General features: G+C 61.6%; 11 protein-coding genes and 1 tRNA gene. 2 read left to right on the forward strand and 10 right to left on the reverse strand.

Annotated elements, in window-relative coordinates; genetic code table 11:
* Positions 1-352: 352 nt before the first annotated feature.
* Complete coding sequence (locus tag P3T21_RS19665) at positions 353-1,342, forward strand: patatin-like phospholipase family protein (RefSeq protein ID WP_429257617.1); 990 nt, start codon at positions 353-355, stop codon at positions 1,340-1,342.
* A 91-nt stretch (positions 1,343-1,433) separates the two neighbouring features.
* Here the strand turns inward: P3T21_RS19665 and P3T21_RS19670 are convergent, their stop codons facing one another.
* The 5 genes from P3T21_RS19670 to P3T21_RS19690 all read right to left on the reverse strand — a co-directional run bounded on the left by P3T21_RS19670 (position 1,434) and on the right by P3T21_RS19690 (position 7,894).
* Positions 1,434-2,102 (reverse strand): C40 family peptidase, encoded by a 669-nt coding sequence (locus P3T21_RS19670; RefSeq protein WP_429257618.1) that lies wholly within the window; start codon positions 2,100-2,102, stop codon positions 1,434-1,436.
* Between the two features lie 125 nt (positions 2,103-2,227).
* Positions 2,228-3,859 carry an ABC transporter ATP-binding protein gene (locus P3T21_RS19675; RefSeq protein ID WP_429257619.1) on the reverse strand — a complete coding sequence of 544 codons (1,632 nt, stop codon included), beginning with the start codon at positions 3,857-3,859 and terminating at the stop codon, positions 2,228-2,230.
* Positions 3,856-4,950, reverse strand: a complete 1,095-nt coding sequence (locus tag P3T21_RS19680; protein ID WP_429257620.1) for an ABC transporter permease — start codon at positions 4,948-4,950, stop codon at positions 3,856-3,858. Before P3T21_RS19680 ends, P3T21_RS19675 begins: the two co-directional genes overlap by 4 nt.
* Position 4,951: 1 nt before the next feature.
* On the reverse strand, positions 4,952-5,989 hold the full coding sequence (locus P3T21_RS19685; protein ID WP_429257621.1) for a microcin C ABC transporter permease YejB: 1,038 nt from the start codon (positions 5,987-5,989) through the stop codon (positions 4,952-4,954).
* 93 nt (positions 5,990-6,082) lie between these two features.
* A complete protein-coding gene (locus P3T21_RS19690; protein ID WP_429257622.1) occupies positions 6,083-7,894 on the reverse strand; it encodes an extracellular solute-binding protein in 1,812 nt (603 codons plus the stop codon).
* A gap of 308 nt (positions 7,895-8,202) precedes the next feature.
* On the opposite strand from P3T21_RS19690, the gene fabI reads away from it, so the two are divergent.
* Complete coding sequence (gene fabI, locus P3T21_RS19695) at positions 8,203-8,994, forward strand: enoyl-ACP reductase FabI (protein WP_429257623.1); 792 nt, start codon at positions 8,203-8,205, stop codon at positions 8,992-8,994.
* Positions 8,995-9,127: 133 nt separating this feature from the next.
* Here the strand turns inward: fabI and P3T21_RS19700 are convergent, their stop codons facing one another.
* The 5 genes from P3T21_RS19700 to tilS all read right to left on the reverse strand — a co-directional run bounded on the left by P3T21_RS19700 (position 9,128) and on the right by tilS (position 13,478).
* Positions 9,128-9,493 (reverse strand): hypothetical protein, encoded by a 366-nt coding sequence (locus P3T21_RS19700; RefSeq protein ID WP_429257624.1) that lies wholly within the window; start codon positions 9,491-9,493, stop codon positions 9,128-9,130.
* Positions 9,494-9,733: 240 nt separating this feature from the next.
* Positions 9,734-9,913, reverse strand: coding sequence for a DUF2934 domain-containing protein (locus P3T21_RS19705; protein WP_429257625.1), 180 nt, complete (start codon positions 9,911-9,913; stop codon positions 9,734-9,736).
* A gap of 206 nt (positions 9,914-10,119) precedes the next feature.
* A tRNA-Ser gene (locus P3T21_RS19710) sits at positions 10,120-10,213 on the reverse strand.
* 214 nt (positions 10,214-10,427) lie between these two features.
* Complete coding sequence (locus P3T21_RS19715) at positions 10,428-11,678, reverse strand: aspartate kinase (protein WP_429257626.1); 1,251 nt, start codon at positions 11,676-11,678, stop codon at positions 10,428-10,430.
* A 372-nt stretch (positions 11,679-12,050) separates the two neighbouring features.
* Entirely contained in the window at positions 12,051-13,478 is a 1,428-nt protein-coding gene (gene tilS / locus P3T21_RS19720; RefSeq protein ID WP_429257627.1) for a tRNA lysidine(34) synthetase TilS, read from the reverse strand.
* Positions 13,479-13,494 lie beyond the last annotated feature (16 nt).

The raw sequence follows: 13,494 nt of genomic DNA on the forward strand, positions 1-13,494 counted from the left end.
CGGTGACGCGCGAAAGCGGAACGCGTCCATGCGGCGCATGCAGTGTGCAACGCGGCGCGTGGACTCGAATGACAAATGCGAGACGGCGATTATACCCGTCGGCTGCTGCTTCCCGCGCCGCGCTGGCTTGCGCGAGGCGGGAATCGCGGGGCATTGCCGCGCAACGCTACCAGGCGGGATTGCCACACGCCGTAACCGCGCGGCGATCGCGCTTTGCTTTATGATGTGCGCGCGCCGCCGTTCCGTTCGCGGCGCGGTGCGATCGCCACGGGCGCTCGTGTACGCATGATCGCTGCGTCCTGTCGCGAGATGCCCGGATCCGGGTCGCGCAACGCAGCCGCTGGAGAAATCGTTGAAGCCGTCATCCCCTCGCCTGAGCCGCCGCACCTTTTCACTTGCCGCGGCATCCGCCGTCCTTACCGCGTGCACGACTACGCCTGCGACGACGAACACGGCCGGCAGCAAATCCGGCGCCGGCGCGTCGACCGACAACCCGATCGCGACCAATCCGCCGCCTGTCGCCAAACCGCCGCGACCCGTTCGAGTCGGCATTGCACTCGGCGGCGGCGCTGCGCGCGGCTTCGCGCACATCGGCGTGATCAAGGCGCTTGAAGCGCGCAACATCCAGGTTGACCTGGTGTGCGGCACGAGCGCGGGCTCGGTGGTGGGTGCGCTGTACGCGTCGGGCATGACCGGTATCGACATGAACCGGCTGGCGTTGAAGATGGACGAAGCGTCGATCAGCGACTGGGCGATGCCGTTTCGCACGCGCGGCCTTCTGCAGGGCATCGCGCTGCAGAACTACCTGAACGCGACGCTCAACAATCGACCGATCGAAAAGATGGTGAAGCCGCTCGGCGTCGTCGCGACCGATCTGAAAACCGGTCAGCCGATCCTGTTCCAGCGCGGCAACACGGGCATTGCCGTGCGCGCATCGTGCAGCGTGCCATCGGTGTTCGAGCCGGTGAAGATCGGTGGACATGAATACGTCGACGGCGGTCTGGTGAGCCCGGTGCCGGCGTCATTCGCCCGCAAAATGGGTGCGGACTTCGTGATCGCAGTCGATATCTCCGCGCGCCCGGAAACGGCCCTCACGGCCAGCTCGTTCGACGTGCTGATGCAGACATTCACGATCATGGGCCAGACGATCAAGGCCTACGAACTCGAAAAATACGCCGACATTGTGATCCGCCCGAATCTCGCCGCGATGAACAGCAGCGATTTCAGCCAGCGCAACGCGGCGATTCTTGCCGGCGAGGAAGCGGTCGCGAAGATCATGCCAGAGTTGCAACGCAGGCTCGCAGCCGGACCGACCGGTCGTCTGACGGCTGGCGCGCCTTGATTTCAGCCGTCGGTTCGCGCCAGAAGTAAAAAAGCCCGCTTCTTTCGAAGCGGGCTTTTTCGTACCTGCAAGGTGCAACCCGTAGCGCCGATCAGTTGCCGCCGATGGTGGCGTTCACGCGCGTACGCAGGTCCTGCTGTTCCGTGAACGATGTCTCGATACGACGGGCGCCCGTGAAACGTTTTTCCCAGTAGCCATCATCCAGATCGTCGACGCGGATGGTGCTGCCGGTGGAAGGCGAATGCACGAACTTGTTGTCGCCGATGTAGATGCCCACATGCGACGCCGCCCGACGCATTGTGTTGAAGAACACGAGATCGCCCGGCTTCAGTTCGCTCATGCGTACTTTTTCGCCGACGCGGCTCATTTCTTCCGCGCGACGCGGCAGCGCCATGCCAAGCGTGTCCTGGAACACGTAGCGGACGAAGCCGCTGCAATCCAGTCCCGAATCGGGCGTATTGCCGCCCCAGCGGTAGCGCACGCCAATCATGTTAAGCGCGCCCACCACGACGTCGCCAGCCTTGCCGGCCATGCCGGAAAGAAACGACCGTGCGCCGCTATCGCTGGACGATGCGGCGCTCTGGTTTTGCGAATTGGGGGAGGACAGCGAATTCGATCCATTCTGGATCGAAAATGTGGCGTTCTGGTTAATACTGCTTACTTCGTCGGCGAACGCGCCGGGAGCTGCAGCCATCATGACGCCGATGAACATCCCGGCGACGACGCGCGCACAAGCCTGGGTTAGAGATCGGTGCTGCATCGGTCGGTAGTTTTTGCCTAAAAATCAGTGGGATACGGAAAGTTTTGACGATACTAGCCAGTAAGTATTTATCTGTCAAAACAAATAGAAAAATACAATCGAGACACGCACCCAATTGGTGAATGTTAGGTAGCGAACGAAGCTTTCAGCAGCTTTCGCGTGTAAGGGTGATCTGGCGCAGCAAAAATTTTCTCCACATCCCCGGACTCGACGATAGAACCGTTCTGCATCACCGCGACCCGATGCGCCATCGCGCCGATCACCGCCAGGTCGTGACTGATAAAAACGAAGCCGAGGTTGTACTTTTTTTGCAACCCGGCGAGTAGCTTGAGCACCTGCTGCTGGATCGATACGTCCAGCGCGCTGGTCGGCTCATCGAGGATCAGCAGACGCGGCTCCAGCACCAGCGCACGCGCGATAGCGATCCGCTGTCGTTGCCCGCCGGAGAATTCGTGCGGATAGCGCTGCAGAACCGTCCGGTCGAGGCCAACCTCACGCAGCACCGAAACGACCTTTTCGCGCCGGCCCTGCGCACCCAGCTGCGGCCGATGGAGCGCCAGGCCTTCGCCGACGATCCGCTCGATGGTCTGTCGCGGAGAAAGCGAACTGAACGGGTCCTGAAAGACAACCTGCATGTTCGAGCGCAGCGTGGTCTGTTCCTGCCCCCGATACGTCTTGAGCGCCCTGCCCTGGAAATCGATTTCTCCCGCCGCCGTCCGCTGGAGACCGAGGAGCGCCATCGCGAGCGTGGATTTTCCTGACCCCGATTCGCCGACGATCCCGAGGGTTTCGCCTTGCCTCACGGACACATCCGCGTCAGCAACCGCGCGGAATCGTCCCGAACCGAACCAGCCACGCACGCCCGGCAGCTTCGTGCGGAAATCGACCGAAACATCGCGCGCCTCGAGGATGACCGGGGCAATCGGCATGACCGGCATCACGGTCCGCTCCGGGCGGCTTTGCAGCAGGCGTTGCGTATACGGATGTTTCGGCGACGCGAACAGCTGTTCAACCGGCCCGCTTTCGACGAGCACGCCGTTCTCCATCACCGCCACACGTTGCGCGAAGTGACGCACCAGATTCAGGTCGTGCGTGATCAGCAGCACGGCCATGCCGCGCTTCTCCGCTTCGTCGCGCTGCAGTTCGAGCAGTAGTTCGACGATCTGCGCACGGATCGTGACGTCGAGCGCGGTGGTCGGCTCATCGGCGAGCAGCAGCCGCGGCCGGCACGACAGCGCCATCGCGATCATCGCGCGCTGCCGCTGGCCGCCCGACAGTTGATGCGGATAGCTGTTGACGCGCTTCTCCGGCTCCGCGATACCCGTGCGTGCCAGCAGCGCGACAGTCCGCTTACGCGCTTCGAGCGGCGACACGCCGTCGTGCAGCACGATCGTCTCCGCGATCTGGTCACCGATCGTGTAGAGCGGATTGAGCGCTGTCATCGGCTCCTGGAAGATCATCGCGATGTCGGAGCCGCGCAGGCCGCGCATCTCGCGTTCGCTCTGCGTCAGCAGTTCCTCGCCGTTGAAGCGGATCGAGCCGCTCACCTGCGCGTCGCTGAGCAGACGCAGGATCGACAGTGCCGTCACGCTCTTGCCCGAACCCGATTCGCCGACAAGCGCAACGCGCTCGCCGCGCTCGATGGCAAGCGTCACGTCGTTGACCGCGACCGTGTCGCCGAAAGTGACGCGCAGGTGATCGAGCGCGAGCAGCGGCCCTGCGAACGGCGGAGTCGTCGGATTGTTCGCGCCGCTCACTGGTTGCCTCCGGCACGCATGGCATCGGCGATGCGGGTGTCGAGTGCGTTGCGCAGCGCGTCGCCCATGAAGGTGAGCAGGAGCAGCGTCGCGACGAGCACGCCGAACGTCGACAGCGAGATCCACCACGCGTCGAGATTGGCCTTACCCTGCGCGAGCAGTTCACCAAGACTGGGCGTCGGCGATGGCACGCCGAGGCCGAGGAAATCGAGGCTAGTCAGCGCGAGAATCGAGCCGCTCATGCGAAACGGCAGAAACGTGATGACCGGCGTGAGACTGTTCGGCAGCGCGTGACGCCAGATGATCTGCCAGTTCGACAGACCCATCGCCCGCGCCGCGCGCACATAGTCCTGTTGCCGATTGCGCAGAAACTCCGCACGCACGTAGTCCGACAGGCCGATCCAGCCGAACAGCGACAGCAGCACGATCAGCAGGATGAAGCCAGGCTCGAAGATCGACGCGAAGATGATCAGCAGATACAGCTCCGGCATCGCACTCCATATCTCGATCAAACGTTGGCCGAAGATGTCGGTCCGTCCGCCGAAATATCCCTGTATCGCACCCGTGAAAATGCCGATCACCGTACCGATGAACGTCAACACCAGCGCAAACTCGACGGATACACGAAAGCCGTACAGCAGCCGCGCGAACAGATCGCGGCCGCGATCATCGGTGCCGAGCCAGTTGTCGCGCGAAGGCGGCGCAGGATTCGGCACCTTCGAGAAATAGTTGAGCGTGTCGTAGTAATACGGATTCGGCGGATAGATCGCAAAGTTGCCAGGCGTGTCGAAGCGATGTTTGATGTACGGATCGAGGTAATCCGCGGGCGTCGGAAAGTCGCCACCGAATGTGGTTTCCGGATATGTCTCGAACAGCGGAAAATACAGATGCCCTTCGTAGCGCACGACGACCGGCTTGTCGTTCGACCACAGCGGCCCGGCAAGACTCGCCGCAAACGCGACGAAGAAAATGATCAGGCTCCAGTAGCCGAGACGCTGCTGCCTGAAGCGCTGCCAGATACGTCGCGTCGGCGATGGCGACACGAACGCGCGAACCGTCTCGGTGCGGGTGTTTGGAACGGCCTGGCTCAAGTCAGCGCTCCAGTTGCTCGAATTGAATACGGGGATCGACCCAGACGTAGCACAGGTCGGAAATCAGCCTGGTCGCAAGACCGATCAGCGTAAAGAGATACAGCGTGCCAAGCACGACCGGATAGTCGCGACGCACAACCGATTCGTACGACAGCAACCCGAGACCGTCGAGCGAAAACAGCGTCTCGATCAGCAGGCTGCCCGTGAAGAACGCGCCGATGAACGCACCGGGAAAACCGACGATCAACGGCAGCAGCGCGTTGCGAAATATATGCTTCCACAACACGCGCCGCTCGGAGAGGCCCTTCGCGCGCGCGGTCAGCACGTATTGCTTGCGGATCTCGTCGAGGAACGCGTTTTTCGTCAGCATCGTGATGACCGCGAAGCTGCCGATCACAGAAGCAAAAATCGGCAGCGTGATGTGCCAGAGATAATCGACGATCTTGCCGCCGACACTCAGTTGCGCCCAGTTATCGGACGTGAGATTGCGCAACGGAAAGAGTTGCAGGAACGAGCCGCCGCCAAACAGCACGAGCAGCAGCACGCCCAGCACGAAGCCAGGAATCGCATAACCGACCAGCACCAGCAGGCTCGTCGCGACATCGAAGCGCGAACCGTTGCGCACCGCTTTCGCGATGCCGAGCGGTATCGATATGAGATAGGTCAGGAAGAAGGTCCAGAGGCCAATGCTGATCGACACCGGCAGCTTCGAGACGATCAGTGACCAAACGCTTTGATGACGAAAATAGCTTTGTCCAAGATCAAAGCGCGCGAAGCGTTTGAGCATCAGCACATAGCGTTCGAGCGGCGGTTTATCGAAGCCGTAGAGCGCCTTGAGTTGCGCGATCTGCTGTGCGTCGACGCCCGAATGCGCGCGCAGGCCGAACGGCGCGCCCTGCTCCGCGCCCTTGCGCAGATCGTGAACGGCCTGTTCGACCGGGCCGCCCGGCACGAACTGGATCACGACGAACGTCAGCGTCAGCACGCCGAGCAGCGTCGGGATCATCAACAGCAGACGTTTGAGGATGTAACTCCACATGAGCGGTGGTCCGGTGCGCGGTCTAAAGCAACTGAAAGCGTGCTGCGATGCTGACGGGTGCGGCAGTTGATCGATCGGGTGCGATGTGGAACATCACGGCTTCGGCACGAACCACCACATCGAGGTGATCCATTCGTTTGCCGAATAGTACAGCGGCAGCGTCTTCGGCCATGCCATGCCGCGCCGAAAAGCCACGCGGTGCGTCGCGCTGTACCAATGCGGCACAACATAGTAACCATGCATCAGCACGCGGTCGAGCGCGTGCGTGGCGTCGACCAGCTGCTCACGTGTCTGCGCCTGGATCAGCGCACTCAGGATCGAATCGACGGCCGGCGACTTCAGGCCGATGTAGTTGCCCGAGCCCGTTTCGCCTGCCGCCTTGCTGCCGAAACGGTCGATCTGTTCGGAGCCGGGCACCTGCACGTCGGGCAAACGGATCGTCGTGGCGTCGAAATCGAACGCGTCGAGACGCTTCTGATACAGCGCGAAATCGACCACGCGAAAGCGCGCAACGATGCCAAGCTTGCTCAGATTGCGTACGAAAGTCGCGACAATCGGCTCCATCGACGCAGCCGCGCCCGAATCGTCGAGAATCTCGAATTCGAACGGCTCGCCCTTCGCGTTACGCAACGCGCCGTCGCGATAGGTCCAGCCCGCGGCGGTAAGCAGCGCGCGCGCCTGCAAGAGATTCGCGCGCAGCGAGCCAGGTGGATCAGTATCGGGTTGCTTCGGCGGTGGCCCGAATACGGTGGGGTCGAGTTTCGCGCGCCACGGGTTCAGCAACGCGAGTTCGCCGGCGGACGGCAGACCCTTCGCCTGCAGATCGGTATTCGCGAAGAAGCTGTCGATCCGTTTGTACTGGCTGTAAAAGAGTTGCCGGTTCAGCCACTGAAAGTCGAGCGCAAGATCAAGCGCCTTTCGCACGCGCACATCCTGAAACAGCGGCCTTCGCTGATTCAGGATAAAGCCCTGCATGCCCGTGCCGTTGTGCTGCGGAAACTCGAGCTTGATCAGTTCGCCGCTGTCGAACTTCTTGCCGACGTCCCGGCGCACCCAGCTCCGCGCGACGTATTCGACAAACGCGTCGTACTCGCCGGCCTTGAAGGCTTCGCGTCGCGCAATTTCATCGGAATACAGCTTGTACGTGATGCGCTCGAAGTTGAACGTACCGACGCGCACAGGCAATGCGGCCCCCCAGTAATCCGGATCGCGACGATAGGTGATATTGCGGCCGTTATCGTAATGCTCGATCAGGTACGGCCCGCTGCCGACCGGTTCCTCGAATGCAATCTGGTCGAACGCAACGTGGCTACCGTCCGGCTTCGCGCCCCACTTGCGCGAAAAGACCGGAACGCCGCCCGCGATCAACGGCAACTCGCGATTGCGCTGACGGAACTCGAAGCGGATCGTCTTCGGGTCGACGACAACCGCACGTGTAATCTCCGCGAAGAACGCAGCGAACTGCGGCGCGGCCTTCGGGCTTTTCAGCGTGTCGAACGAATACTTGACGTCGTCTGCCGTCACCGGATCACCGTTCGAGAAATGCGCGCGCGGATTGATGTGGAACGTCGTCGACATGCCATCAGGCGCGATGTTGACATCGTCCGCCAGCAAGCCGTAGGCGGACGCGACTTCGTCGGAACTGCCTGTCATCAGGCTCTCGAACATGACGCCGAGGCCGGGTGCCGAATTGCCGCGCAGCGTGAACGGGTTGAACTTGTCGAAGCTCGTCAGACGGTCCGGATTCGCGAGCACCAGCGTGCCGCCTCTGGGTGCATCTGGATTCACGTAGTCAAAGTGTTTGAAGTCAGCCGGATACTTCGGCTCGCCGTACTGCGCAATCGCGTACACCGCATGAGCCGGCTGCGTTGCCAGCATCGCGCCAGAACCGCACGCCACGGCCATCGAACACACCGCCACCGAACGCGGAATCGCCTTGACGCTGAGACGCGATAACGTGCGAATTACGGCATGCCATCCAGCACGAAACGGGTGCGGCCATCGCGAGCCAGTTGGCAAGCCAGTCGTCATAGGGGCCTTATTGGTCAGGGGACAGTTGCAATGTGAGAGAATTCTACCCAATAAACCCGCGCGAACCGTACGTCTGGCCACGTCATGGCCATTCGGCCAGGGCTAACCCAGGTCCAACTCATGTCAACCCCGGTCAAAACCCGGTCGAACGTCACGGCGCGCAGACTTCATCTGGAGATTTCATGGGCTTTCTCGCTGGTAAACGAATCCTGCTGACCGGCCTGCTGTCGAACCGTTCCATTGCGTACGGTATCGCGCAGGCGTGCAAACGTGAAGGCGCCGAACTCGCCTTCACGTATGTCGGCGACCGCTTCAAGGACCGCATCACCGAATTCGCCGCCGAGTTCGGCAGCAACCTGATCTTCCCGTGCGATGTCGCTGACGACGCACAGATCGACGCCCTCTTCGTCTCGCTGAAAGAGCACTGGGGCAGCCTCGATGGCCTCGTCCATTCGATCGGCTTTGCACCGCGCGAAGCCATTGCTGGCGACTTCCTCGACGGCATGACGCGCGAAAACTTCCGCATCGCGCACGACATTTCCGCCTATAGCTTCCCGGCGCTCGCGAAAGCTGCGCTGCCGATGCTGTCGAACGATGCGGCGCTGCTCACGCTCAGCTATCTCGGCGCGGAAAAGGCGATCCCGAACTACAACACGATGGGTCTGGCGAAGGCTTCGCTCGAAGCGAGCGTGCGTTATCTGGCGGTTTCGCTCGGCGGCAAGGGCATTCGCGTGAACGGAATTTCGGCGGGCCCGATCAAGACGCTCGCGGCGAGCGGCATCAAGGGCTTCGGCAAGATTCTCGAATTCGTCGAAAACAACGCACCGCTCAAGCGTAACGTGACGATCGAACAGGTCGGCAATACGGCAGCGTTCCTGCTGTCCGATCTCGCAGGCGGCGTGACTGCGGAGATCGTGCACGTCGACAGCGGGTTCAGCGAGGTCGTCGGCGGCATGGCCGGTATCGGCGAATAACCCGCGCGGGCTTCAGTATTGCCCGCCGGAGACGACGCGACGACGGCGTGATCGCAGCGGTTGAAGCGATCGCCGCCGCAATGAAAAAGCCGCCCAGCAGGGCGGCTTTTTCGTTCCAAACTTCACGACACGCTTAGTGCCAGCCATTGTGGCGGCCGTTGTCATGATGATCATGGTCACGGTCATCACGATCGTAACCACGGCCCGGATGACGACGATACCAGTCATCGCGGTCCCAATAGCGACGGCCATCATAGTAACGGTCACCGTGCCAGCCAATCACGATCGCCGGAGCGCCGTACACGGGTACGCCATACACCGGCGCAGGCTGATAGACGACGGGCGGCGGCGGAGGCGGCACGTAGATCGGCGCCGGCGCAACGTAGACAGGAGCCGGAATGCCGATGTTGACACCCACGTTCACGCCTGCCATCGCAACGCCTGACGCCCCGACCGCCAGCGCACCGATCAACAACGAAACAACACTAGCCGACTTCATGTATTCACCTTTGGCAAGTTGATTTTGTTGGCCGGAATATAACTTAAGGTGGCCGCTCGCGTATTTCAACTTTGTAATAACTGATGCACAACATCGCATCCTGACTCACTCCGTTACGTGTGGTTACACGGGTGGCAGATTTGCAAAGCTTTCACAGACGGAAAAGAGGCGCTGCACTCAGGCGAAAGCTGGAAGTCGATCCGCGCCCGCTTACTTCTACGTTTGGTCCAGTCGATAGCGTCAGGTCTTTCCATCCGGATCAGCGCCGCTTTCCAGCGACTTGCCCTCGCCGTTTTCGATCTGGATTTCGCTGCGGGCCTGCTCCCAGTATTCGTCTGGTGTGCCTTTGGGATCAGGTGCGTTTTCCCAGAGATGATAGGCGCGTGTCCGAATCCGCTCTTCGATTGAAGTGTTGTCCATGACGTGACCTCCGTTGGTTCGCGAGAGGCCATGCCAGCACGGCATGCACTCGTCGCATTTCAAACGTTTCGTTTCGACCAGGTCATTAGAGCAATCGGCATGCCGCGATGTGCGCGCCGTAAAAACGTGGATATGACGTGCAAAAAGCGCGTCGAAAAACAAAAACCCCGTAAGTCCGAGAACTTACGGGGTTTCGCCGCCATCGCTGGCGGAGACGGAGGGATTCGAACCCTCGATCCAGGTTTTGGCCCAGATGCTCCCTTAGCAGGGGAGTGCCTTCGACCTCTCGGCCACGTCTCCCAAACTTTCGCTCGCGCAGGGAGTCAGCGCGACGAAGCCAAGATAATAGCGGGTTCACGGAACGTGGTCAATTTCTAAGACACATTTTTTGTGCCAGTTCGTGATTGACGCGTGAATTCAACTCAAACTCACTCTCGCTCATGCACCCGCCATGCATTCGCAGACGATGCAGCGAGCCCTCGATGAATCCTCACATCGAGCTCGCCGCAGATATTCACGCCTGATCGAGTTCGAATGCCTTATGCAGCGCGCGCACGGCGAGCTCCATGTACTTCTCGTCGATGAGCACCGAGATCTTGATTTCCGACGTCGAAATCATCTGGATGTTGATGCCCTCTTCCGACAGCGTGCGGAACATCGTGCTCGCGATACCGACATGCGAACGCATGCCGACGCCAACCACCGAGACTTTCGACACCTTCGGATCGCCCAGCACCTGCTCGGCGTTCACATGACCCTTCACCTGGCCCGTGAGAATGTCCATTGCGCGTTGATAGTCGCCGCGACCCACTGTGAACGTGAACGCCGTCTTGCCCTCAACGCTCTGGTTCTGGATGATCATGTCGACGTCGATATTCGCGTCCGCCACCGGGCCGAGGATCTGATACGCGATGCCCGGCTTGTCCGGAACACCCATCACGGCGATACGTGCTTCGTCGCGCTGGAACGCGATTCCCGAGATGACTGCTTTTTCCATGGTCTCGTCTTCTTCAAAAGTAATCAGGGTGCCCGAGCTCATTTCCGCTTCGAGCGGGATCATTGGATCCGTCAGGCTCGACAGCACACGCGTCTTCACCTGATATTTGCCGGCGAATTCCACCGAGCGGATCTGCAGCACCTTCGAGCCGAGGCTGGCCATTTCCAGCATTTCTTCGAACGTCACGCGATCGAGGCGGCGTGCCTCTTCAACCACGCGCGGATCGGTCGTGTAGACGCCGTCGACGTCCGTGTAGATCAGACATTCATCGGCTTTCAGCGCCGCGGCCACAGCAACCGCCGACGTATCCGAACCGCCGCGGCCGAGCGTCGTAATATGGCCTTCCGGATCGATGCCCTGGAAGCCCGTGATCACAACGACCTTGCCGGCGTCGAGGTCGCGCAGCACGCGCTCGCCGTCGATGTCGCTGATGCGCGCTTTCGTGAACGCGCTATCCGTTTTGACCGGCACTTGCCAGCCGGCGTAGCTGACCGCGTCGACGCCTGCCTCGTGCAGCGCGATCGACAGAAGACCGACGCTGACCTGCTCGCCGGTAGACGCGATCATGTCGAGTTCGCGCGGGCTCGGCTGGGCGGAAAGTTCTTTCGCGAGACCGATCAGACGGTTCGTTTCGCCGGACATCGCCGACGGCACGACGACCATCTTGTGGCCGGCCTTATGCCATTTGGCGACGCGCTTCGCGACGTTCCTGATGCGCTCGACTGAGCCCATCGAAGTGCCGCCGTATTTATGTACGATGAGTGCCATTGTCGTTCTGAACTGAAGTGGTGACCGCGCTGGGCGCGCTGGAGACGACCGCACACGAGGCAACGTTCAGGAATGACGATGAGGTGTGGCGGCGTAGATGCAGCGCGCGTGCAGCACGCGCGGGGTTTGCCCTTTATTTGCCCTTTATTTGCCCGTAACAGACGGTTGCGAGCGGGGTGCGCCTGGCAACCGGTCCGGACATGACCGGGATTACGATAAAAACACGGCACAATCTCGCCGGGCAAACATGTAAACCTACCCGATCGGGCACAAAAAGACAAGCCAAAATCCCATAATGGGAAGGCCCAAACGGTTGTGCACAAAGGACTTGCGCGCTATTTCAGGGCAGTCGCGGGGCTTGCGAACGCCCGCTCAGGCGACCAGCAGGTCCGGACGCCAGTCGAGACGAAAATGTCGGGACGCGTTGGCGCGCGCCTTGTCCGAAGTGACTGGGGCCGTCTCGCGGTTGACGCCGAGCAACGGCACAAAGAGCAGATCGTCACCACTGAAAACAAGTGGCACATCGCGCTTCCATGCCGGTACACCGCGTTCCTGAAAGACATTTTTCAGTGTTCGGCTCGGCCCGTTCGCATCGATACGCATGCGCTCGCCACCGCTGCGCGCGCGTGCTGCCAGCGGCGCACGCGTGAGCGTGGATTCAGAAATAGCGTCAGGATCATCCGCCTCAACTTCAGCGAACACGAACGTGCCGCGCCATTGGGGCAGACGCCAGATCGACTCGCCACGCCACGTGAGTTCGCTGGCAGGCCGCGCGTCAAGCACGGTTTCATCGGCCGGATCGGCGCTGTCGCCAGCTTCCCAGAAGATTTCGTCGCGATAACTGCGCAGAGACTGGCCCGCGTGATCGACGCGCATGCCGTGATCGTCGCTCACTTCGCTAAGCTGGCGCAGCGCGTCGGTGAGACGCGCCGTCGATGCCGCCGGCAAACCGAGCGTGCGCATCCAGTAGCGCAGGAGATTGAGTGCGCGTTCATCGTCAAGCGCAAGCAATGCGTCGCGTGACAGGGCACGCCCCGCGTCGCGCGCGGCCTGCTGGATATCGATGCGCGCGAGGTCGTCGAGCAGACGCTGCGCGGCTGCGGCATGCGTCGCCGTGCGCGAGAGCGCGTCGCGAAAACCCGGAAAATGGACCGCCAGTTGTGGCAGCACTTCATGACGCAACGCGTTGCGTGCGTAGCGCGTATCCGCGTTCGATTCGTCGTCGATCCAGCTCAGGTCGCGTGCATGCGCATACTGTTCCAGTTGCGCACGCAGCACGTGGAGCAGCGGCCTTGCTCGCACGACCTGCGTACCCGGCGCCAGCCGCTCGGGCGCCATCGCGGCCAGGCCGGCAAGCCCTGCCCCGCGCAGCAGTTGAAGCAGCACCGTCTCAGCCTGATCGTCCGCATGCTGCGCGAGCCACAGCGCGTGAACGCCGTGCTCCCCGCACATCGCATCGAGCGCGCGATAGCGTGCATCGCGCGCGGCGGCTTCGATGCTCACGCCTGCTTCACGCGATACGTCGACATGTCGCGCCTCGAACGCAACACCCCGCTCGCGCGCGAACGCCTCGCATTGCGCGAGCCATTCGTCCGCGTGCTGGCTCAAGCCGTGGTGAATATGCAGCGCAACACAACGCTTCGCGCCGCCGGTGCGCACGGCCGCATCGAGCAGCGACGTCGAATCGAGTCCGCCGCTGAACGCCACGGCGACACGCGCATCGGAAGGCAGCGACGCAAACGCCGCGCCGACCGCATCGAGAACGAGGCGGTCGGCGGGATTTTCAGTGGGGGAATTCACGGTAGAAAGGCGCGAT

Source organism: Paraburkholderia sp. GAS334, from assembly GCF_050436625.1.
GTDB lineage: Bacteria > Pseudomonadota > Gammaproteobacteria > Burkholderiales > Burkholderiaceae > Paraburkholderia.